General features: G+C 63.1%; 28 protein-coding genes. 26 read left to right on the top strand and 2 right to left on the bottom strand.

The window, feature by feature from the left end; translation table 11 throughout:
- Positions 1-211: 211 nt before the first annotated feature.
- The 22 genes from UC34_RS22640 to tatC all read left to right on the top strand — a co-directional run bounded on the left by UC34_RS22640 (position 212) and on the right by tatC (position 15,942).
- Positions 212-832 carry an MlaC/ttg2D family ABC transporter substrate-binding protein gene (locus UC34_RS22640; protein ID WP_044457293.1) on the top strand — a complete coding sequence of 207 codons (621 nt, stop codon included), beginning with the start codon at positions 212-214 and terminating at the stop codon, positions 830-832.
- Positions 833-836: 4 nt separating this feature from the next.
- A complete protein-coding gene (locus tag UC34_RS22635; protein WP_044457292.1) occupies positions 837-1,094 on the top strand; it encodes an STAS domain-containing protein in 258 nt (85 codons plus the stop codon).
- A gap of 294 nt (positions 1,095-1,388) precedes the next feature.
- On the top strand, positions 1,389-2,315 hold the full coding sequence (locus tag UC34_RS22630; protein WP_044458573.1) for an ABC transporter ATP-binding protein: 927 nt from the start codon (positions 1,389-1,391) through the stop codon (positions 2,313-2,315).
- Positions 2,312-3,067: an ABC transporter permease gene (locus tag UC34_RS22625; RefSeq protein ID WP_157123274.1), complete on the top strand. Its 756-nt coding sequence runs from the start codon at positions 2,312-2,314 to the stop codon at positions 3,065-3,067. Before UC34_RS22630 ends, UC34_RS22625 begins: the two co-directional genes overlap by 4 nt.
- Before the next feature lie 18 nt (positions 3,068-3,085).
- The gene (locus UC34_RS22620; RefSeq protein WP_044457291.1) at positions 3,086-3,325 is read left to right on the top strand and encodes a BolA family protein; all 240 of its coding nucleotides are present in this window, start codon (positions 3,086-3,088) and stop codon (positions 3,323-3,325) included.
- Entirely contained in the window at positions 3,322-4,665 is a 1,344-nt protein-coding gene (gene murA / locus UC34_RS22615; protein WP_044457290.1) for a UDP-N-acetylglucosamine 1-carboxyvinyltransferase, read from the top strand. Before UC34_RS22620 ends, murA begins: the two co-directional genes overlap by 4 nt.
- Positions 4,662-5,351: an ATP phosphoribosyltransferase gene (hisG, locus tag UC34_RS22610; RefSeq protein ID WP_044457289.1), complete on the top strand. Its 690-nt coding sequence runs from the start codon at positions 4,662-4,664 to the stop codon at positions 5,349-5,351. Before murA ends, hisG begins: the two co-directional genes overlap by 4 nt.
- Positions 5,348-6,670 (top strand): histidinol dehydrogenase, encoded by a 1,323-nt coding sequence (gene hisD, locus UC34_RS22605; protein ID WP_044457288.1) that lies wholly within the window; start codon positions 5,348-5,350, stop codon positions 6,668-6,670. Before hisG ends, hisD begins: the two co-directional genes overlap by 4 nt.
- A gap of 145 nt (positions 6,671-6,815) precedes the next feature.
- Entirely contained in the window at positions 6,816-7,292 is a 477-nt protein-coding gene (locus UC34_RS22600) for a hypothetical protein (RefSeq protein WP_157123273.1), read from the top strand.
- A gap of 18 nt (positions 7,293-7,310) precedes the next feature.
- Positions 7,311-8,375, top strand: coding sequence for a histidinol-phosphate transaminase (gene hisC, locus UC34_RS22595; protein ID WP_044457286.1), 1,065 nt, complete (start codon positions 7,311-7,313; stop codon positions 8,373-8,375).
- A 27-nt stretch (positions 8,376-8,402) separates the two neighbouring features.
- Positions 8,403-8,990, top strand: a complete 588-nt coding sequence (hisB, locus tag UC34_RS22590; RefSeq protein ID WP_044457285.1) for an imidazoleglycerol-phosphate dehydratase HisB — start codon at positions 8,403-8,405, stop codon at positions 8,988-8,990.
- A gap of 149 nt (positions 8,991-9,139) precedes the next feature.
- Positions 9,140-9,766: a MarC family protein gene (locus UC34_RS22585; RefSeq protein ID WP_044457284.1), complete on the top strand. Its 627-nt coding sequence runs from the start codon at positions 9,140-9,142 to the stop codon at positions 9,764-9,766.
- Complete coding sequence (gene hisH / locus UC34_RS22580; protein WP_044457283.1) at positions 9,763-10,404, top strand: imidazole glycerol phosphate synthase subunit HisH; 642 nt, start codon at positions 9,763-9,765, stop codon at positions 10,402-10,404. Before UC34_RS22585 ends, hisH begins: the two co-directional genes overlap by 4 nt.
- Before the next feature lie 191 nt (positions 10,405-10,595).
- Positions 10,596-11,345, top strand: a complete 750-nt coding sequence (hisA, locus tag UC34_RS22575; protein ID WP_044457282.1) for a 1-(5-phosphoribosyl)-5-[(5-phosphoribosylamino)methylideneamino]imidazole-4-carboxamide isomerase — start codon at positions 10,596-10,598, stop codon at positions 11,343-11,345.
- 38 nt (positions 11,346-11,383) lie between these two features.
- Positions 11,384-12,157 (top strand): imidazole glycerol phosphate synthase subunit HisF, encoded by a 774-nt coding sequence (gene hisF, locus UC34_RS22570; RefSeq protein ID WP_044457281.1) that lies wholly within the window; start codon positions 11,384-11,386, stop codon positions 12,155-12,157.
- A gap of 57 nt (positions 12,158-12,214) precedes the next feature.
- The gene (hisI, locus tag UC34_RS22565) at positions 12,215-12,613 is read left to right on the top strand and encodes a phosphoribosyl-AMP cyclohydrolase (RefSeq protein ID WP_044457280.1); all 399 of its coding nucleotides are present in this window, start codon (positions 12,215-12,217) and stop codon (positions 12,611-12,613) included.
- Between the two features lie 5 nt (positions 12,614-12,618).
- Entirely contained in the window at positions 12,619-12,984 is a 366-nt protein-coding gene (locus UC34_RS22560; protein ID WP_044457279.1) for a phosphoribosyl-ATP diphosphatase, read from the top strand.
- Between the two features lie 96 nt (positions 12,985-13,080).
- A complete protein-coding gene (locus tag UC34_RS22555) occupies positions 13,081-13,494 on the top strand; it encodes a DUF4870 family protein (RefSeq protein WP_237165179.1) in 414 nt (137 codons plus the stop codon).
- Between the two features lie 53 nt (positions 13,495-13,547).
- Positions 13,548-13,922: a histidine triad nucleotide-binding protein gene (locus UC34_RS22550; RefSeq protein ID WP_044457278.1), complete on the top strand. Its 375-nt coding sequence runs from the start codon at positions 13,548-13,550 to the stop codon at positions 13,920-13,922.
- Positions 13,923-14,217: 295 nt separating this feature from the next.
- Positions 14,218-14,463, top strand: a complete 246-nt coding sequence (gene tatA, locus UC34_RS22545) for a Sec-independent protein translocase subunit TatA (RefSeq protein ID WP_044457277.1) — start codon at positions 14,218-14,220, stop codon at positions 14,461-14,463.
- 12 nt (positions 14,464-14,475) lie between these two features.
- On the top strand, positions 14,476-15,018 hold the full coding sequence (tatB, locus tag UC34_RS22540; protein ID WP_044457276.1) for a Sec-independent protein translocase protein TatB: 543 nt from the start codon (positions 14,476-14,478) through the stop codon (positions 15,016-15,018).
- Positions 15,019-15,126: 108 nt separating this feature from the next.
- Positions 15,127-15,942, top strand: coding sequence for a twin-arginine translocase subunit TatC (gene tatC, locus UC34_RS22535; protein ID WP_044457275.1), 816 nt, complete (start codon positions 15,127-15,129; stop codon positions 15,940-15,942).
- Positions 15,943-16,057: 115 nt separating this feature from the next.
- On the opposite strand, the gene UC34_RS22530 is transcribed toward tatC, so the two are convergent.
- Positions 16,058-17,272, bottom strand: coding sequence for a Do family serine endopeptidase (locus UC34_RS22530; protein ID WP_044457274.1), 1,215 nt, complete (start codon positions 17,270-17,272; stop codon positions 16,058-16,060).
- 18 nt (positions 17,273-17,290) lie between these two features.
- On the opposite strand from UC34_RS22530, the gene UC34_RS22525 reads away from it, so the two are divergent.
- Positions 17,291-18,040, top strand: a complete 750-nt coding sequence (locus UC34_RS22525) for a Nif3-like dinuclear metal center hexameric protein (RefSeq protein WP_044457273.1) — start codon at positions 17,291-17,293, stop codon at positions 18,038-18,040.
- A 53-nt stretch (positions 18,041-18,093) separates the two neighbouring features.
- Here the strand turns inward: UC34_RS22525 and mscL are convergent, their stop codons facing one another.
- Positions 18,094-18,540, bottom strand: a complete 447-nt coding sequence (gene mscL / locus UC34_RS22520; protein WP_044457272.1) for a large conductance mechanosensitive channel protein MscL — start codon at positions 18,538-18,540, stop codon at positions 18,094-18,096.
- A 426-nt stretch (positions 18,541-18,966) separates the two neighbouring features.
- Here mscL and petA point away from each other — a divergent pair, with 426 nt between their 5' ends.
- Genes petA through UC34_RS22505 form a run of 3 tightly spaced genes read left to right on the top strand, consistent with a single transcriptional unit; the run spans position 18,967 to position 21,720 of the window.
- On the top strand, positions 18,967-19,581 hold the full coding sequence (gene petA / locus UC34_RS22515; RefSeq protein WP_044457271.1) for a ubiquinol-cytochrome c reductase iron-sulfur subunit: 615 nt from the start codon (positions 18,967-18,969) through the stop codon (positions 19,579-19,581).
- Positions 19,582-19,583: 2 nt separating this feature from the next.
- Entirely contained in the window at positions 19,584-20,969 is a 1,386-nt protein-coding gene (locus tag UC34_RS22510) for a cytochrome b (RefSeq protein WP_044457270.1), read from the top strand.
- A gap of 31 nt (positions 20,970-21,000) precedes the next feature.
- Positions 21,001-21,720, top strand: a complete 720-nt coding sequence (locus UC34_RS22505; protein ID WP_044457269.1) for a cytochrome c1 — start codon at positions 21,001-21,003, stop codon at positions 21,718-21,720.
- Positions 21,721-21,780 lie beyond the last annotated feature (60 nt).

Here is a 21,780-nt window from a genome sequence, read left to right as displayed (position 1 = left end):
ATCACCACAACGACGCAGCGCCCCGCCAGTCGGGGCGAAGTCGGCAGCGAATGCGGGACTCACCCGAGACGAAACGAGACCAAGCAAGACGAGCCCGGGGTGAATCCCGGGCAACAGTTTGTTACACGACGCTGCCGTCATTCCGAGAACTCAAGACGCGACGCGGGTATCCAAACCCGCAACACTCGTCACTCGAAAGAGGAAGTCCACAATGAAGAAGTTCTGGCTCATTCCCGTCATGGCTTTCATGACTTACACCGCCGCCGGGTCGGCAATGGCTCAGGCGCAGTCTCCCGACGCCCTCGTCAAGCAGACCGTGACCGAAGTGATGGCTGCCGCCAAGAGCGATCCGAACATTCAGAAGGGCGATCTGAACAGCATTACCCGTCTGGTCGAGCAGAAGATCCTGCCGCATGCCGACTTCACGAAGACCACGCAACTGGCGACCGGCGCCGCATGGCGCAAGGCGACGCCCGAGCAGCAAAAGCAATTGACCGAACAGTTCAAGACGCTGCTGCTTCGCACGTACGCCGGCGCCATCGCGCAGATCCGCGATCAGCAGGTCAATTACAAGCCGTATCGTGGCCAGCCGGGCGATACCGATGCCGTGGTGTACACGGACGTCATCAACAACGGTCAGCCGATCGAACTCGACTACCGTCTGTACAAGACGTCGAGCGGCGAATGGAAGCTGTACGACCTGAACGTGCTGGGGGCATGGCTGGTGCAGACGTATCGCAATCAATTCTCGGAAAAGGTCAATCAATCGGGCGTCGAAGGCCTGATCCAGTTCCTGACCGAGCGCAACAAGCAACTCGCGGGCGGCAAGTAAGTCCATGCTTGCGTTGCAGACCGACCTGACTCACGACACCGCCGGCGACGTCCTCGCGCAGGCCATCGATCGCATCGACGCGGGCGAGACCCAGATCGATTGCGCCGGGCTCACGCATTTCGACTCGTCGGCACTCGCCGTGCTGCTGGCCCTGCGCCGACACGCGAGTCGGCGTGGTGCGACGTTGGCGTTCACTAACCTGCCGAGCGGCCTGGCCAGTCTCGCGCTGGTGTACGGCGTCGACCATCTGCTCTCGAGCTGATTCGACCGGCCGGACTGCCGCCTGAGAAAGAAGCGCCGTCTCCGAACGGCGCTTTTTTTATGCTCGCGCCAGCAGACCGGTGACGCGCCCGGTGCAGGCCACGCGTTACCGGGATTACGGGGACGGACACAGGGCGTGAGCACGGGCGCCATCGGCTTCCTTTATAATCAGGGGTTTTCTGCCGACTTTTGGGCAGTGACCCCCCCGCCGGGCATCGACGCTGTCATCATGGCGGCAACCGCGATCCGGAAAACACAATAACGGCGCACCCGCCAAGACGGGTGCGTGCAGTCCATGGCCGCCATCGAAATCCGTAACGTCAAAAAACGCTATCAGGCGTTGCAGGCGCTCAAAGGCGTCAGCTTCTCGATCGAAGAAGGTGAATTCTTCGGTCTGCTCGGCCCCAACGGCGCCGGCAAGACAACGCTGATCAGCATTCTCGCGGGCCTAGCGCGCGCGGATTCGGGCAACATCAGCGTGCTCGGACACGACGTGGTGCGTGATTACCGCAACGCCCGCCGCAAGCTCGGCGTGGTGCCGCAAGAGCTCGTCTTCGATCCGTTCTTTTCGGTACGTGAAACGCTGCGTATTCAATCCGGCTATTTCGGATTGACACGTAACGACGACTGGATCGACGAAGTGATGGCTAACCTCGATCTGACCGACAAGGCTGACGCGAACATGCGCCAGCTCTCGGGCGGCATGAAGCGACGCGTGCTCGTGGCGCAGGCGCTGGTACACCGCCCGCCGGTCATCGTGCTCGACGAGCCGACCGCGGGCGTCGACGTCGAATTGCGCCAGACGCTGTGGAAGTTCATCTCGCGCCTGAATCGCGAAGGTCACACGATCGTGCTGACCACGCACTATCTGGAAGAAGCCGAAACGCTGTGCGACCGTATCGCCATGCTCAAGCGCGGCGAAGTCGTGGCGCTCGAGCGCACGGCGTCGCTGTTGCAGCGGTTCGCGGGCACGCGCCTCGTGCTGCGCTTCCGACAGGGTACGCTCCCGGTCGAGTTGCGCCCGCTGCTCGTCGACGGCCAGGACACCGGCGGGCATCAGTTCGCGCTGCGCCTGTCGGGCTGCGACGAAGTGGAATCCATTCTCGCCACCTGCCGCGCGGCTGGCGGTATCGTCGAGGACATCGACATTCAGAAGGCCGATCTCGAGGACGTATTCGTGCAGATCATGTCGGGTTCGCGCGCGCAGGAGGTGGCAGCATGATCGGCTTTCGCACGCTGTTCTACAAGGAAGTGCTGCGTTTCTGGAAGGTGAGCTTCCAGACCGTGGCCGCGCCGGTGCTCACCGCGCTGCTGTATCTGATGATCTTTGGCCACGTGCTCGAAGACCGCGTGAAGGTCTACGACCAGATCAACTACACCTCATTCCTGGTGCCGGGGCTGGTCATGATGAGCGTGTTGCAAAACGCGTTCGCCAACAGTTCGTCGTCGCTGATCCAGTCGAAGATCACGGGCAACCTCGTGTTCGTGCTGCTGCCGCCGCTCTCGCATTGGGAGATGTACGGCGCTTACGTGCTCGCGGCGGTCGTGCGAGGGTTGTGCGTCGGTCTCGGCGTCTTCCTCGTGACGGTCGCGTTCACGCATCTGACGTTCGCCGCACCGCTGTGGATCGTCGGCTTCGCCTTTTTCGGCGCAGCCATTCTCGGCACGCTGGGGCTGATTGCGGGTATCTGGGCCGAGAAATTCGATCAGCTTGCGGCGTTCCAGAACTTCCTGATCATGCCTGCGACGTTCCTCGCGGGCGTGTTTTACTCGATTCAATCGCTGCCGCCGTTGTGGCAGGCTGTCTCGCATTTCAACCCGTTCTTCTACATGATCGACGGCTTCCGGTACGGCTTCTTCGGCGTGTCCGACGTAGCCCCGACGACGAGTCTCGCGGTTGTCGGTGCGACCTTTCTGATACTCGCATCCGTGGCGCTGAACATGCTGCGCCGTGGTTACAAACTGCGTCACTGAACATCTCCAGGATCAGCAATGCTGCCTACCCCCGAACAAATCAAACAGTACATCGAAGCCGGTCTGGCTTGCGAGCACGTGGCCGTCGAAGGTGATGGCCAGCACTTCTTTGCGACCATCGTGAGCGCGCAGTTCGAAGGCAAGCGCCTCATTGCGCGCCATCAACTCGTGTACGGCGCGCTGGGCGATCGCATGAAAGCCGAGATCCACGCGCTTTCGATGAAGACGCTCACGCCGGCGGAGTATCAGGCGCAATGAGGATTACGCAAGAAAGCGCCGGCGCAGCCGGCAACGGTGGCGAGGTCGCTGCCGGTGAGCGTGTGGCCGCGGACCACCTGGAAATCGAAGGCGGCGAGCGGCTCGCAGGAGAGATTACGGTCTCGGGCGCGAAGAACGCGGCCCTGCCCATTCTGTGCGCGAGCCTGTTGACGGCCGAGCCGCTGGTGCTGGGTAACGTGCCGGATCTGCACGACGTGCGCACCATGCTCACGTTGCTCGCGCGCATGGGCGTGAAGGTCGAGCGTCATGGCGAATCGGTGACGCTGGATGCGTCGCAGATTGCAGAGCCCGCCGCGCCGTATGAACTGGTGAAGACCATGCGGGCATCGATTCTGGTGCTTGGCCCGCTGCTTGCCCGTTGCGGCGAAGCGCGTGTGTCGCTGCCGGGCGGATGCGCCATTGGTGCGCGCCCCGTCGACCAGCACATTAAGGGCCTGCAAAAGATGGGCGCCGAGATCACGCTCACGCACGGCGATATCGTTGCGCATGCGTCGCGCCTGCGGGGCGAAACGCTCGTGACCGACATGATTACCGTCACGGGCACGGAAAACCTGCTCATGGCGGCAACGCTCGCCGATGGCGTGACCGTGTTGGCCAACGCGGCGCGTGAACCGGAAGTGACCGATCTGGCGAATCTGCTCGTGAAGATGGGCGCGAAGATCGACGGCATCGGCACCGATCGTCTCGTGGTGACCGGCGTGGCCCGCTTGCATGGTGCAACGCACGACGTCGTGCCCGATCGGATCGAAGCCGGCACGTTCCTTTGTGCGGCCGTGGCGACGCGCGGCGACATTACGCTGCGTCGCGTCGTGCCCGGCACCCTCGACGCCGTGATCGAGAAGCTGCGCGAAACCGGCGCGAAGGTCACCGGCGGCGCGGACTGGCTGCGCGTGCAGATGGATCGGCGCGCGCAGGCCGTCAGTTTCCGCACGTCGGAGTACCCGGCATTCCCGACCGACATGCAGGCGCAGTTCATGGCGCTGAACTGCATTGCCGAGGGAGCATCGCAGGTCGTCGAGACGATCTTCGAGAACCGCTTCATGCATGTGCAGGAATTGGTGCGTCTGGGCGCGAATATCGGCATCGAAGGGAACACGGCGCGGATTTCCGGCGTGGATCGTCTGTCCGGCGCGCACGTCATGGCCACGGACCTGCGCGCCTCCGCCAGTCTGATCGTCGCGGGATTGACGGCCGAAGGCCGTACCCTTGTCGACCGTATTCATCACCTCGATCGCGGCTATCATCGTATCGAGGCCAAGCTGTGCGCCGTGGGCGCGCGAATCCGGCGTGTGCAAGCGCGCCAGGGAGAGATTGCATGAGTTCCGCCAAGTCGGCTACGTCGGCCAAGCCGCTAGCCCAACCGTTGACGCTGGCGCTCTCGAAAGGGCGTATCTTTACGGAGACGCTGCCATTGCTGGCCGCAGCCGGTATCGAAGTCACGGAAGACCCGGAGACCTCGCGCAAGCTGATCCTGCCGACGACCGATCCGAACCTGCGCGTGATCATCGTGCGGGCGACGGACGTGCCGACGTATGTGCAGTACGGCGCCGCGGACTTCGGTGTGGCCGGCAAGGACGTGCTCATCGAGCACGGCGGCGGTGGCCTGTATCAGCCGATCGATTTGAACATTGCCCGTTGCCGCATGTCTGTGGCTGTACCGAACGGCTTCGATTATGCGAACGCGGTACGTCAGGGCGCGCGCCTGCGTGTGGCGACCAAATACGTGCACGTGGCGCGTGAGCACTTCGCGGCCAAGGGCGTGCACGTCGACCTGATCAAGCTGTATGGCTCGATGGAGTTGGGCCCGCTCGTGGGTCTGGCCGACGCGATTGTCGACCTGGTGAGCACCGGCGGCACGCTGCGGGCCAACAATCTGGTGGAAGTGGAGGAGATCATGGATATCTCGTCCCGCCTCGTGATCAACCAGGCTGCGCTCAAGTTGAAGCGTGAGTCTTTGCAGCCTATTCTGGATGCCTTCGAGCAGGCGTCCCGGCAAACAGCATGAAACTCGATATTCGCAAACTCGATTCGACCGCCGAAGGTTTCGCGACGCAGTTGCGCGATGTCCTCGCGTTCGAGGCGAGCGAAGACGCCGCCATCGACCGTGCGGCCGCTGAAATTCTCGCCGACGTGAAGACGCGCGGGGACGCCGCCGTCATCGAATACACCAACAAGTTCGACCGCCTGAGCGCGCCCGACATGGCGGCGCTGGAGTTGTCCGCCGACGTGCTGGGCGCCGCGCTCGAAGGTCTCGAGCCGAAGCGTCGCGCCGCCCTGGAAGCGGCCGCGGCCCGCGTGCGCGCCTATCACGAGAAGCAACGCATCGAATGCGGCAGCCATAGCTGGCAGTACACGGAGTCGGACGGCACGGTGCTGGGCCAGAAGGTCACGCCACTCGATCGCGTGGGCATTTACGTGCCGGGCGGCAAAGCGGCGTATCCGTCGTCGGTGCTGATGAATGCGATTCCGGCGCGCGTGGCTGGCGTCAAGGAAATCGTCATGGTCGTGCCCACGCCGGACGGTGTACAGAATCCGCTGGTGCTCGCCGCTGCGCATATCGCCGGTGTGGACCGCGTGTTCACCATTGGCGGCGCGCAGGCCGTTGGTGCGCTGGCGTACGGCACGCAAACGGTGCCGGCCGTCGACAAGATCGTCGGCCCGGGCAACGCTTTCGTGGCGGCGGCCAAGCGTCGCGTGTTCGGTACCGTGGGCATCGACATGATCGCCGGCCCGTCGGAAATTCTCGTGATTTGCGACGGTACGACGGACCCCGACTGGGTCGCGATGGACCTGTTCTCGCAGGCCGAGCACGACGAACTCGCGCAATCGATTCTGTTGTGCCCGGACGCCGAGTACATCGCTCGCGTCTACGCGTCGCTGGAGCGTCAGATCGACGACATGCCGCGTCGGGACGTGATCGCCGCGTCGCTGCAAGGCCGTGGCGCCCTGATCAAGGTGCGGGATATGGCGGAAGCCTGCGAGATCGCCAACGTGATCGCGCCCGAGCACCTCGAGATCTCGGCCGAGACGCCGCAGCAATGGGGCGACAGGATCCGCCACGCCGGTGCGATTTTCCTCGGCAAGTTCACGAGCGAGAGCCTCGGCGACTATTGCGCTGGTCCGAACCACGTGCTGCCGACGTCGCGCACCGCGCGTTTCTCGTCGCCGCTGGGCGTGTACGACTTCATCAAGCGTTCGAGCCTGATCGAAGTGAGCGAGGGCGGTGCCCGCATGCTCGGCGAGATCGCTGCCGAACTGGCGTACGGCGAAGGCCTGCAAGCGCACGCGCGCAGCGCCGAATACCGTCTGCATCACGAGTCCTGACATGCGCGACGACGCCCTGCGGCCCGCGTATTGTCAAACGACGCCGGCCACTGCCCGGCGTCGGATCCGCGCAAACGCTTTCCCCGCTTTTCTGTCGCTGCCAGCCCGCCTCGTGCGGGCTGTGCCTGCGTCTGCGCCCGCATTTGTGCGTTCGTCCGCGCGCTCGGCGCACTCGGTGCGCACGGCGCTATTGCGTGCGGCCGTCCTGTTCGGCCTCGGGCTAACGGCGTGCGCGGCGGCCCACGCCGCCGGCGCCGAGTGCCAGCACGCCACGTTCGAGGGGGCGTCCGTCCAGAAGATGACGGTATGCGTGCGGCGTCAGGCGTTCGATAACGACGTGTACGTGTTGCGTCTGAATGGCAAGACCGCGCTGCGCGGCACCGACGACGAAGTCGCGCGCGGCGTGTTCGGTCGCGTCGGCAACCGGCTCGTCGCCATGCGCTGCGAAGCCGAGGAGTCGCCCGCCCGGGTGAGCCCGGCGGTGGCGCAAGCCCTGTCGTGGCAAACGGGGGTGCGCGTGCAGCGCATCACCGACGCGCTCGGCAGCGTGGAGACCGGCCGGCGTTGCACCGTCAAGATCGACGGGGCGGACGCGGGCCTGCTGACATTCGCCTTCAACTGATTTTTCCTCCCTATCGCCATGTCCGTCGATCAAGTGATCCGCCCCGATGTGCTTGCCATGAGCACCTATCCCGTGCCCGATGCCAGCGGCTTCCTGAAGCTCGATGCCATGGAGAACCCCTACGGACTGCCGGACACGTTGCGCACCGCGCTGGGGCAGCGTCTGGCGGATGTGGCGCTTAACCGCTACCCGGCGCCGCGCCCGCAGGCGTTGCTCGAAAAACTCGCCCGAACGATGGGCGTGCCTGCCGGGGCCAGGTTGTTGCTGGGCAACGGCTCGGACGAGATCATCAGCATGATCGCCATGGCGACGGCGCGACCTGGCGCGGCCGTCATCGCCCCGATGCCGGGCTTCGTGATGTACGAGATGTCGTCGCGCTTTGCGGGCATCGAGTTCGTGGGGGTGCCGCTGCGCGCCGATTTCTCGCTGGACATGCCCGCCATGCTCAATGCCATTGCGGCGCATCCGGGCGCGGTCGTCTATCTGGCGTATCCGAACAATCCGACCGGCAATCTGTTTGCCGACGAGGATATCGAGACGCTCGTGCGCGCTGCGGGCAAGGGGCTCGTAGTGATCGACGAGGCTTACCAGCCGTTCGCCGGCAGGACGTGGATGCCGCGTCTGCCCGAGTTTCCGAACCTGCTGGTGATGCGTACGGTCTCGAAGCTCGGTCTGGCGGGCATCCGACTGGGATATGTGGCGGGCGCGGCCGAGTGGCTCGACCAGCTCGACAAGGTTCGCCCGCCCTACAACGTCAACGTGCTGACGCAGGCGTGCGCCGCGTTCATGCTCGATCATCTGGACGTACTCGATGCCCAGGCGGCCGAGCTGCGGGCCGAGCGTTCGCGGCTGGCGGCCGCCGTGGCGGCGCTTCCCGGGGTGACGGTATTCCCGAGCGACGCGAATTTTCTGCTCGTTCGCGTGCCGGACGCCGACAAAACCCACGCCGGACTGCTCGCGCACAAGGTGTTGATCAAAAACGTGGGTAAAATGCACATATTGCTGGCCAATTGCCTCAGATTGACGGTCGGCACCCCCACGGAGAATGCGACGATGGTCCAAGCCCTGGCCGCATCACTCTAACAAGCTATACGACGAGAACTCACCATCATGCGCATTGCGGAAGTCGTTCGCGATACCAGCGAAACGCAAATACGCGTCAAGATCGACCTGGACGGCGCCGGCCGTAAGACCCTCGATACCGGCGTGCCGTTTCTGGACCACATGCTCGACCAGATCGCGCGCCACGGTCTCATCGATATGGATATCGAGGCCAAGGGCGATACGTACATCGACGATCACCATACGGTCGAAGATGTCGGTATCACGCTGGGCATGGCGGTGGCCAAGGCCATCGGCGACAAGAAAGGCATCGTGCGTTACGGCCATAGCTATGTGCCCCTCGACGAAGCGCTTTCGCGCGTGGTGATCGACTTCTCGGGCCGTCCCGGTCTCGAATTCCATGTGCCTTTCACGCGCGCTCGCGTGGGTAACTTCGACGTCGACCTGCTCATCGAATTTTTCCGCGGCTTCGTGAATCACGCGGGCGTCACGCTTCATATCGACAACCTGCGCGGCATCAACGCTCACCACCAGTGCGAAACGGTGTTCAAGGCGTTCGGTCGTGCGTTGCGCATGGCGGTCGAGATCGATCCGCGTGCGGCGGGTGTGGTGCCGTCCACGAAGGGCAGCCTGTAAGGCCTGCGCTTTGCGGGCACGTATAGTGCGAGCCCGCTCGACGCGGAGCGCCAACTGGCTCGAATAGCTCGAATAGCCCGCCGGACCGTGGTCCGGCGCCCCTGCGAAGGAATCATCGACCGGCCGCACGCCGGCGCCGTGTGCCCCTTATGACGCTCGACGCCTTCAAGTTCTTCATCTCGCTGCTGGCCCTGATCAATCCGCTCGGGGCGATTCCGCTGTTCATCAGCCTGACGTCCACGCAGACGCGCGAAGAGAAGCGTCATACGATCAAGGTTGCGGCCATTGCCGTGGCGCTGGTGGTGGCCGGTTCGGGACTGTTCGGTGAAGCCATCATCCGCTTCTTCGGTATCTCGATCGCGTCGCTGGAAGTCGGCGGCGGAGTGATCATGCTGCTCATGGCGGTGAACATGATCAACGCCCAGACCGGCAATACGCGGGCGACGGCCGAAGAGCGTCACGAAGCGGAGGAGCGGCCGAACATTGCCGTGGTGCCGCTCGCAATCCCGCTGCTGACCGGCCCGGGCACGATCAGTACCGTGATCATCTACTCGGGACGCGCCCATGGCTGGGCGCAGATTCTGGCGCTCATGGCGATCGGCGTGGGCGTGGGGGCGGTGTGCTGGGTGGCGTTGCGCAGTGCGGGGCGGATCGAAGGCTGGCTCGGGCGTACGGGCATCAACATCGGCACGCGCCTGATGGGGTTGATCCTCTCGGCGCTGGCCGTGGAATTCATTATCGATGGTTTGAAAATACTGCTGCCGGGTTTGAGATGAATAAGATTGCGATTGTCGACTACGGAATGGGCAACCTGCGCTCGGTCTATCAGGCGCTGCGTGCCGCAGCCCCGGAGGCCGACGTGAGCATCAGCAGCGACGCCGCCGAAATTCGCGCCGCCGACCGCGTGGTGCTGCCGGGACAGGGCGCGATGCGCGACTGCATGGGCTGCCTGAACGAATCGGGTTTGCGCGAGGCGGTCGTGCAAGCCGCCGCCACCAAGCCGATGTTCGGCGTGTGCGTGGGCGAGCAGATGCTGTTCGACATGTCGGACGAGGGCAACACGCCCGCGCTCGGCCTGCTGCCGGGCCGCGTGGTGCGCTTCGATCTCGAAGGTCAGGTGCAGGACGACGGCTCGCGCTTCAAGGTGCCGCAAATGGGGTGGAATCGCGTGCGCCAGACGCAAGGCAACCACCCGATCTGGGCCGGCGTGCCCGACGACAGTTATTTTTACTTCGTACACAGCTACTACGTAGTGCCCGCGAAGCCCGAACTGACGGCTGGCGAGACGGTCTACGGTGTGCCCTTTACCTGTGCGGTGGCCCAAGATAATATCTTCGCCACCCAGTTTCACCCGGAAAAGAGCGCCCAGGCCGGCCTTGCGCTTTATCGCAATTTTGCGCAGTGGAAGCCCTGATGAATACCTGTGCGGTGCGCCGTCTCCCGGTTTCCTCCCAGAGCGTGCGCTCCATCACGGCTTATACTGTGTCATGTTGACGAAACCGATCCCGCCAAGCCGCTGTCCGGCACGTCCGGGGTCGGTTTCGTGTTGTCCGCGTAATTTGCGAATTCCTTTTACTTCCCACTAGCGACGTTTCACGATTGCCTATGCTGCTCATCCCGGCCATCGACCTTAAAGACGGTCAATGTGTTCGCCTCAAACAAGGCGACATGGATCAAGCCACCGTATTCTCGGAGGACCCCGCCGCCATGGCCCGACATTGGGTCGATCAGGGCGCGCGCCGTCTCCATCTGGTGGACTTGAATGGCGCATTCGCTGGCAAGCCGCGTAACGAAGCGGCCATCCGCGCCATCATTCAGGAAGTCGGCGCCGATATTCCCGTGCAACTGGGCGGCGGCATTCGCGACCTCGGCACCATCGAGCGCTATCTGGACGACGGGCTGTCGTACGTCATCATCGGAACGGCGGCGGTGAAGAACCCGGGTTTCCTGCGTGACGCGTGCAGCGCGTTCGGCGGCCACATCATCGTCGGCCTCGACGCCAAGGACGGCAAAGTCGCCACCGACGGCTGGAGCAAGCTCACCGGTCACGAGGTGGTCGACCTGGCGCGCAAGTTCGAGGATTACGGCGTGGAGTCGATCATCTACACCGACATCGGCCGCGACGGCATGCTCCAGGGCATCAACATCGACGCGACGGTGCGCCTCGCACAAGCGGTCACCGTGCCGGTGATCGCCAGCGGCGGCCTGTCGAATCTGGGCGATATCGATGCGCTGTGCAAGGTCGAAGGCGAGGGCGTCGAAGGCGTCATCTGCGGCCGTGCCATTTACTCGGGCGACCTGAATTTCTCGGCGGCGCAAACGCGTGCCGACGAGCTTTCCGAAGGAGCGGCATAAGCGAGCTTGCGGCTGCGGCCGCCTCGCGTGCCAATATCATGGCTCTCGCTAAACGCATCATCCCGTGTCTGGACGTGACGGCCGGCCGCGTGGTCAAGGGCGTCAACTTCGTCGAACTTCGCGACGCGGGCGACCCGGTCGAGATCGCCCGTCGCTATGACGAGCAGGGCGCCGACGAACTCACGTTCCTGGACATCACCGCGACCTCCGACGGGCGCGACCTCATTTTGCCGATCATCGAAGCGGTGGCCGCACAGGTCTTCATTCCGCTGACCGTGGGCGGTGGCGTGCGCGAAGTGGCAGATGTGCGACGTCTGCTCAACGCCGGCGCCGACAAGGTCAGCATGAACTCCTCGGCCGTGGCGAATCCGCAACTGGTGGCCGACGCGGCGGCCAAGTACGGCTCGCAGTGCATTGTCGTGGCCATCGACGCCAAGCGTGTCTCGGCCGACGGCGAAGCGCCGCGCTGGGAAGTCTTCACGCATGGCGGGCGCAAGAACACCGGCCTTGACGCCGTGGCCTGGGCCCGGCAGATCGAAGCGCTGGGCGCGGGCGAAATCCTGCTCACGAGCATGGACCGCGACGGCACGAAGAGCGGCTTCGATCTGGCGCTCACGCGCGCCGTGTCGGATGCCGTGAGCATTCCGGTGATCGCCTCGGGTGGCGTGGGTTCGCTGGCGGATCTGGCCAACGGCGTGACCGAAGGTCATGCGGACGCCGTGCTCGCCGCGAGCATCTTCCACTACGGCGAGCATACGGTCGGCGAAGCGAAGCGCTTCATGGCCGACAAGGGCATTTCCGTACGCCTTTGACGGCATACGCCTATCACGCGCTCACCCTCTCACGCCTCTAAGGGAAATCGACGCATCATGACCCAGGATTGGCTGGACAAGGTTAGTTGGGACGCACAGGGCCTCGTGCCCGTGATTGCCCAGGAAGTTGGCACCAACGACGTGCTGATGTTCGCCTGGATGAACCGCGAAGCGCTCGCGCGCACGGTGGAAATCGGCGAGGCCGTCTACTACTCGCGCTCGCGCAAGCGCCTGTGGCACAAGGGCGAGGAGTCGGGCCACGTGCAGAAGGTGCACGAGATTCGTCTCGATTGCGACGAAGACGTGGTGCTGCTCAAGGTGACGCAGAACGACGGGATCGCGTGCCATACCGGCCGTCATTCCTGCTTCTTCCAGAAGTTCGAGGGCAACGTCGAAGCGGGGCAGTGGACCACCGTCGAACCGGTGCTCAAGGACCCCAACAAGATCTACAAGTGACTGCCATGAACGATACGCTTGAGCGTGTTGCCGAAGTGATCGCCTCGCGCAAGGGCGGCGATCCCGACAAGTCGTATGTCGCGCGTCTGTTCCACAAGGGCGACGACGCCATCTGCAAGAAAATCGGCGAAGAGGCCACGGAGGTGGTGCTCGCCGCCAAGGACATCCGTATTGGCGGCGCCGACAAGGCCAGCGATTCGCGCCAGAAGCTGGTCAACGAAACCGCCGATCTGTGGTTCCACTGCATGGTGCTGCTCGCCCATCACGACCTGAGTCCGAACGAAGTGCTCGCCGAACTGGCGCGCCGCGAAGGGCTGTCGGGACTCGTCGAGAAGGCGCAGCGCAGCACGCGCGGCGAACACGCGGACTGAACGCGTTTTTGCCGCGCGCGACTGGCGCCCGCCACTCCCGTCCGCTAATGCCGCCCGTCGAAACATGGCGCGCAGACTCTCAGAAGGAGACATCCCATGAACGATCCGCATAGCGCCGGCAGCACGGGCCACCCCTATACCGTCAACACGCCGAATATCGTGAACGCCCCCACCGAGGAACAGGAGCGCGCGCTGCGCAAGCTCACGCATGTGCTCTACGCGCTTTATGCGCTCTTCTGGCTGACGGGCGGCGTGACGGCGATCGTGGCCATCATCATCAACTACGTCAAACGCGATGACACGATCGGCACGCTCTATGCCTCGCACTTCACGTGGCAGATCCGCACCTTCTGGTGGTCGGTGGTCTGGGCGGTGTTGGGCGTGGCGCTCGCTGTCGTGTTCATCGGCTTTGCGATTCTCTGGGTGCTCGGCATCTGGACGCTGTACCGAATCGTCAAGGGCTGGCTCTATCTGAACGACAGCAAACCCATGTACGCGACGCGCGCCTGAGCGTTTCGGGCGAGGCTTCGATTCATCCAGGAATTCGAGAGGAAGACACACGCATGACGCACGATAACTGTATCTTCTGCAAAATCATCGCCGGGCAGATCCCGAGCGCGCAGGTCTACGCCGACGACGATGTCGTGGTGTTCAAGGACATCAATCCCGCCGCCGATCTGCATCTGCTCATGGTGCCGCGCAAGCATATCGCCACGCTGCAGGATTGCCAGCCGGAAGACCAGGCGCTGCTGGGCAAGATGATGCTGCTCGCCCCGAAGCTCGCCGCCGAACAGGGCTATCGCTTCGATGGCGATGCGTCGAACATCGAAGGCAACGGCTTTCGTGTGGTGATGAACACGGGGCCCGGCGGCGGCCAGGAGGTTTATCATCTTCACATGCACATTCTGGCCGGACCGCGGCCGTGGAAGCGCATGTAAGGGTTCGCGAGGCGCGCGACTGGGGGGCGTATCGCGATGGATTGCCGCGTTATCCCGACGAGGCGTGCAACGCTCCCGCATCGGGAAAGGTTTCACGAAACATTTATTTCTACCCGGTGTCGTGCCCGGTTACGATGCTGGACGTGACGCGCGATGTGCCACAATGGGGCACAGGGTCGCGGAACACGGGGCAAACATGGCGCGCTGCGCCGCAGGCCTGAGAGCCGTGGGCAGTATCGCTGGACGAAACCTCGTCGCGAGGCGGCAGAGGTAGGTAAACGCAAGGAGAGTGGTCATGGGTTCGTTGAGTATTTGGCACTGGCTGATCGTGCTGGTGATCGTGATGATGGTTTTCGGCACCAAGAAGCTGCGCAATATGGGGAGCGATCTCGGTGGCGCAGTCAAGGGCTTCAAGGACGGCATGAAGGAAGGCGAAACCTCCTCCAGCGCCAAGGAAGACCCGGCGGCTGCCAAGGAACTGCGCGATTCGACCACCATCGACGTGCAGGCCAAGGACGCGAGCAATCACAAGCAAGGCTAAGCCGGCGTCGACATGATCGATCTCGGTCTTTCCAAACTGATGCTGATCGGCGTGGTTGCGCTGGTCGTGATCGGTCCTGAGCGTCTGCCCAAGGTTGCCCGCACGGCGGGCGCCCTTTTTGGACGCGCACAACGCTATATCAACGATGTGAAGGCCGAAGTGAGTCGCGAGATGGAGCTCGATGAGCTGCGCAATATGCGCACGCAGTTCGAGGACGCGGCGCGCACTGCCCAGAACACCGTGCAGAAGCAGTTGCATGAGCAGGAGGCGTCGCTCAACGACGCCTGGGCGAGTGCGACGGGCGCCTCGTCGAGCGAGATCGCCGGCGGTGGCACCGATGCCGCGACCGGATACTCCGACAGCTATCTCGCCGAACCGGTCGTGACGTCGAGCATCCGCGCGTCGACCAAGCGCCGCAACTGGCGTGTGCGCCGGGCCGCGACGCCCATCTGGTTCAAGCAAGCCAGCACGACGCGAACGCGCGTGCAGTCGGGGGCGGCACGCGTGGCGCGTCACACACCGGCGAAGCTGCGTCGACCCGTCAAGTTCTTCTGAGGCCCGTCTTCGGGGGACGTTGAGGGCCCTGGAGACGCTTCTGGACATAACCGCGCCGAACTTCCCGCCATCTGGCACTGTGCCGGCTTCATTCCTGGATAAGTCGACGTGAGCGACGAGAAACAAATCCCCGAAGGGGGCGCCGAAGAGACCTTCATCTCGCATCTGGTCGAGCTGCGCAACCGCATTATCCGCGCGGGTACGGCAGTGATCGTGGTGTTCCTGTCACTGGTCTACTGGGCGCCGGACATCTTCCGGCTGCTGGCCCGCCCGCTAACCCAATCGTTGCCTGCCGACGGCAAGCTGATCGTCACCGACATCACCGGGTCGTTCTTCGTCCCGATGAAGGTCACGCTGATGGTCGCGTTCGTGATTGCGCTGCCCATCGTGCTGTATCAGGTCTGGGCGTTCATCGCGCCGGGACTGTATCAGCACGAGAAGAAACTGGTCATGCCGCTGGTCGTGAGCAGCTACACGCTGTTCCTGATCGGGATGGCCTTCGCCTATTTCCTCGTCTTCCCGACGGTGTTCCACTTCATTGCGCATTACAACGCGCCGCTGGGCGCGGAGATGAACACCGATATCGACAATTACCTGAGCTTCGTTCTCACGATGTTCATGGCGTTCGGGGTGACGTTCGAGGTGCCGGTGGTCGTGGTGGTGCTCGCGCGCATGGGGGTGGTGAGTCTGGCGAAGCTCAAGCAGATTCGACCGTACGTGGTGGTGGGCGCCTTTGTGCTCGCGGCCGTGGTGACGCCGCCGGATATTCTTTCGCAGTTGTTGCTGGCCGTGCCGCTGTGCATTCTTTATGAACTGGGGCTGATCGCCGCGCGCTTGTTCGTCAAGCAAGGGGAACAGTCGGACGCGCAGAAGGATGCGAAAGACGGGAAGGGGGATAGCGAGAACGGACAGGCAACGTCCTGATTCTGTGGACGCTCCGGACGCTTCGGACGCCCTGGATTCGCAAGCCGCCGGGAAAACAAAAAGCACGGGATGAAACCCGTGCTTTTTTGTTGCCTGTTGCGGCTCAGGACATCGATCAGTCGGCGTTGTTCTCGTCGCCGTCGTCCTCGTCCTGTGCGGGACGCTTTGGCGGTGGCGGACGCTTGCCGATCGTCACCGTCAGATCCAGCTCCTTCTTCTTGCGCGTGACGTGCAATTTGGCCTGCGTGCCCGGCTTGATCTGGGCGATGACGTTGAGCAGTTCGGTCGTATCGCGAATCGACTCGTCATTCACCTTCGTCAGAATGTCGCCCGGCTGCACGCCGGCCTTGTCGGCCGGACCGCCTTGCACGACACCCGCAATGATCACGCCCGAGTCCTGCTGAAGACCGAACGACTCGGCGATGTCCGACGTAATGTCCTGCGGCTCCACGCCCACCCAGCCGCGCGTGACACCGCCGGTCGTGATGATGCTCTCGAGCACCGAGCGTGCCGTCGACACGGGAATCGCGAAACCGATGCCCATGTTGCCGCCGCTGCGCGAGTAGATGGCGGTGTTGATGCCCAGCAGGTTGCCGTTCACGTCCACGAGTGCGCCGCCTGAATTGCCGGGGTTAATGGCCGCGTCCGTCTGGATGAAGTTCTCGAACGTGCTGATGTCGAGGTGGTTACGCCCCAGCGCGCTGATGATCCCCATGGTGACCGTCTGGCCCACCCCGAACGGGTTGCCGATGGCGAGCACCACATCGCCCACGCGCACCTGGTCCATCCGCCCGAGGGTGATGGCCGGCAGGTTGTCCAGGGTGATCTTGAGCACGGCCAGATCGGTCTCGGGGTCGCTGCCGACCAGCTTGGCGCGTGCCTTGCGGCCGTCGGCGAGGGCGACCTCGATCTCGTCGGCCCCATCCACCACGTGGTGATTCGTGAGAATATAGCCCTCGCTGCTCACGATCACGCCGGAACCGAGGCTGGACACCGGATCCTGACGCACCGTGCCGCCGCCGTCCCCGAAGAAATAGCGGAACAGCGGATCATCCAGGCGCGGATCGCGATTCTGCTTTTGTTCCTTGCTGGAGAAGATGCTGACGACCGCGGGCATGGCCTTTTGCGCGCCGTCCGCGTACGAGCCGGCCGCCGGTTTGTCGGACAGGCTGGGTGCGACTTCCTGCAAGGCGATGATCGGATTGGCCAGTTGCTTGCCGAACGAACCCTGGCGTTGCAGCCACTGAGGCTTGAGCGTGGCGATGATGAAGAGCAACGCAAGCAGCACGGTGACCGCTTGCGCGAACAGTAGCCAGAAGCGTCTGAGCATGAAAGAGCGAGACCTTATATGAATCGTGTTGAACTGGAATTGTATCTGAACGATACCCTGCAAATCGCGCAATTTCGCGATTACTGCCCGAACGGCCTACAGGTCGAGGGGCGCAGCGAGATCAGGAAAATCGCCTCCGGCGTGACCGCCAGCCTGGCCTTTCTCGAAGCCGCCCGCGACTGGGGAGCGGATGCCGTGCTCGTCCACCATGGCTACTTCTGGAAGAACGAAGATGCGCGCATTACCGGGATGAAGCGCAAACGTCTCGGCCTGCTGATCGGCAATGACATCAGCCTGTTCGCCTACCACCTGCCGCTCGACGCCCATCCCGAGCTCGGCAACAACGCCCAACTCGGAAAACGGCTCGGATTTGCCGACGATGGCGGCCGTTTCGGCCCCGATCAGCTCGGTTGGCTCGGCGCGCCGTCACAACCGACGACGCTCGGCGCACTCGCGACCGACGTCGAACGCCAATTGGGACGCAAGCCCCTCCTGCTGGGAGATCCGAACCGGCAGGTGCGCCGCGTGGCGTGGTGTACCGGCGGGGCGCAGGGTTTCTTCGAAGCGGCGATCGCCGCCGGCGCGGACGTGTACATCAGCGGTGAAGTGTCCGAACCCACCCAGCATCTCGCGCTCGAGAGCGGGGTGGGATACCTGGCGGCAGGACATCATGCGACCGAGCGCGGGGGCGCCAGCGCCGTTGGCGAGCATGTCGCCGCGCGCTTCGGGCTCGAACACCGGTTCTTCGATATGCCGAACCCCGCCTGAGCGGGGTTGCCGGGGTATCTCGGTACCTGGGGTATTCGGGGCGCTCTTCGGACTTACCCGTTCTGCTTCTTCAGACTGTCGCGAATTTCACGCAGCAGAACGATATCTTCCGGGGTGGGGGCCGGCGCGGCGGGCGCTTCCGGCGCCGGGCGCTTGAGGCGGTTGATCTGCTTGACCATCAGAAAGATGATGAACGCGAGAATCAGGAAGTTCAGCGCGACCGTAATGAAGTTGCCATAGCCGAATACGGCAACGCCGGCCTTGGTCAGGTCGGCGTAGGACGTCGGGTTGCCCTTGAAGTCCGGCGGGATCGCGCCGAGCAGGATGAATTTGCTCGAGAAGTCGAGGCCGCCGAAGATAGCGCCGACGATCGGCATGATGAGGTCCTTGACGACCGAATCGACGATCTTGCCGAAGGCCCCGCCGATGATCACACCGACGGCCAGATCGATCACGTTGCCTTTGACGGCAAATTCCTTGAATTCCGACATGAAGCTCATGCCATTCCTCCGCTGTTTTAGTGAGTGGCCGGGCGGAGCGTGGCTGCACCGGCCCTCTCGAATTGGCATTGATTGACCGGTTTTCTCATGCGGGTCTCGGGGCGACGGCATCGGTAACGTCGATCAACGACCGTCGATGTCACGCGATTGCCACAGGCCGCGCACGATGTCACCGGAGCGAGACAGGGAAAATGATGACTAAATGTCGTGCACGCGTCAACGAAAGCGGCGATCATAGCGGTTCTCGTGCAGCATCCCAATAGCGAAACCCCGGGTGGGCGGTAGCCACCCGCAGGGTACGTTAATCCTTTGAAAATACGCGAAAACCACTAGGAGACTGAGGCGTTTTGCCGTTGTTTCAGGCATTTGCGCTCGCGTATGATTTAAGGTTGACGGAAATACAAATTCAACCGTGTGGGGCTTGTGATGAGTAACAATCAGAAACGTGCCGTCGACAGCAACCGCCGGAACCTGCTGATTGCAACGTCCGTAGCTGGAGGCGTAGGCGGCGTTGCAACACTCGTTCCTTTCGTCAGTTCCCTCGAACCCTCAGAGCGCGCCAAGGCTGGCGGAGCGCCGGTCGAAGCCGACATCAGCGGCCTGAAGCCGGGCGAGAAGATGACCGTGTCCTGGCGCGGCCTTCCCGTGTGGATCGTACGCCGCACGCCGGAGGAATTGGCTTCGCTGTCCAAAGTGACCGCCGAGCTGGCCGATCCGGACTCCAAGGAAACGTTTTCCTATCCGATGCCCGACTACGCCAAGAACGAGTTTCGTACGCGTGTCGAGCATAAGGACCTGCTGGTGGTGGTGGGCGTCTGCACCCACCTGGGCTGCATTCCTTCCGGGCCTTATCAGGCGAAGACGTTGCCTGCGCTCGGCAACGATCCGGGCTTCCTGTGCCCGTGCCACGGCTCGACCTACGATATGTCCGGTCGCGTCTTCAAGAACAAGCCGGCGCCAAAGAATCTCGACGTTCCTCGTTTCATGTTCGTGAGCGACACCAAGATCGTGATCGGTAAAGACGAAAAAGGAGAAGCGTAACCATGGCCGCCGACAAACAGGTCGACACGACGGGCTTGCTGGGCTGGATCGATCGCCGGTTTCCGCTCACACAGCTCTGGAAGGACCACGCTTCCGAGTATTACGCACCCAAGAATTTCAATTTCTGGTACTTCTTCGGCTCGCTGGCCATGCTGGTGCTGGTGATCCAGATTCTCACCGGCATCTTCCTGGTGATGAACTACAAGCCCGACGCCAACCTCGCGTTCGCGTCGGTCGAGTACATCATGCGCGAAGTGCCCTGGGGCTGGCTCATCCGCTACATGCACTCGACGGGCGCCTCGATGTTCTTCGTCGTGGTGTATCTGCACATGTTCCGCGGGCTGCTGTACGGGTCGTATCGCAAGCCGCGCGAGCTCGTTTGGGTGTTCGGCTGTCTGATCTTCCTGTGCCTGATGGCCGAAGCGTTCATGGGCTATCTGTTGCCGTGGGGCCAGATGTCCTACTGGGGCGCGCAGGTGATCGTGAACCTGTTCTCGGCGATTCCGTTCATCGGGCCGGACCTGTCGCTGTGGATTCGTGGCGACTACGTTGTCTCGGACGCCACGCTCAACCGCTTCTTTGCGTTCCACGTGATCGCGATCCCGCTGGTGCTGATCGGCCTGATCGTCGCGCACATCATCGCGCTGCACGAAGTCGGGTCGAACAATCCGGACGGCATCGAGATCAAGGACAAGAAAGACGCCAATGGCCGCCCGCTCGACGGCATTCCGTTCCATCCGTATTACACCGTGCACGACATCATGGGCGTGGGTGTGTTCCTGATGGTCTTCTCGGCAATCGTGTTCTTTGCGCCGACGATGGGCGGTTACTTCCTCGAAGCGAATAACTTCATTCCGTCCGATCCGCTCAAGACGCCGCCGCACATCGCCCCGGTCTGGTATTTCACGCCGTTCTACTCGATGCTGCGCGCCACGACCGACGATTTCAAGCATCTGCTCATGGGCGTAGCGGTGCTGGTCGCGGCGGTCTGGTGGATCAAGGGCCGTGCTGCGGTGACGACCAAGGTGGCGGCGTCCGGCGGCGTGGTTCTGCTGCTGCTGTTCATGTTCCTGACGGAAGCCAAGTTCTGGGGCGTGGTGGTGATGGGCGGCGCGGTGGTAACGCTGTTCTTCCTGCCGTGGCTGGACCATAGCCCGGTGAAGTCGATCCGTTACCGTCCGGGTTTCCACAAGGTGTTGCTGGGTATTCTCGTCGTCGTTTTCGCGGTGCTGGGCTATCTGGGAATTCAGGAGCCGACGCCCGTGAAGACCGCCATTTCGCAGATCGGCGCGCTGTATTACTTCGGATTCTTCTGGCTGATGCCGCTGTGGAGCAAGCGCGGCACGTTCAAGCCGGTGCCGGATCGCGTGACTTTCGCGGCGCATTGAGCGCACTCAAACGACGACTAGGAATATCAAGATGAGAAAACTGTTGCTTATCCTGGCGCTCCTGAGTGGCTTCGCGGCGCCGGCCTTGGCCGAAGAGGGCGGTGCGCTGGACACGGCGCCCAGCCGGATCGACGATCTGGCGTCGCTGCAACGCGGCGCCAAGCTGTTCGTGAACTACTGCCTGAACTGCCATTCGGCGGCATCGATGCGGTATTCGCGCCTCAAGGATCTGGGGCTGTCGGAAGCGGAGATCAAGAACAATCTGCTCTTCACGACCGACAAGATCGGCGAGACCATGACCGTGGCTATGCGCACGGCAGACGCCAAGGAGTGGTTCGGCTCCGCCCCGCCTGACCTGTCGGTCGAGGCGCGGGCCCGCGGCACGGACTGGCTGTACACATACTTGCGTACCTTCTACCGGGACGACGCGCGTCCGACCGGCTGGAACAATCTGGCGTTTCCCAATGTGGGCATGCCGAACCCGTTCTGGCAGTTGCAGGGGCAGCGGGGTCTGAAGCATGCGCAGGGCGGGGAGCATGGCCCGGCGCAGTTCGTGCAAATCACTCAGGGGACGATGAAGCCAGTGGAATTTGATTCTGCCATGGCGGATTTGGTATCTTATCTGGATTGGATGTCGGAACCGGCGCAGCGCACGCGTCGGCAGTTGGGCGTATGGGTTTTGTTGTTCCTGGGACTCTTTACGGTACTTGCCTGGCGCCTGAATTCGGCCTATTGGAAGGACGTGAAGTAAAATAACGTCTGTACGACGGGGCCAGGGCTCGGGAAGCGTCGGTTTCCCGCCCCGGCCCCG

This window comes from Pandoraea vervacti, from assembly GCF_000934605.2.
Classification (GTDB): Bacteria; Pseudomonadota; Gammaproteobacteria; order Burkholderiales; family Burkholderiaceae; genus Pandoraea; species Pandoraea vervacti.
The sequence above is the reverse complement of the archived record's forward strand: the minus strand, read 5'-3'. Positions and strand labels throughout refer to the sequence as shown.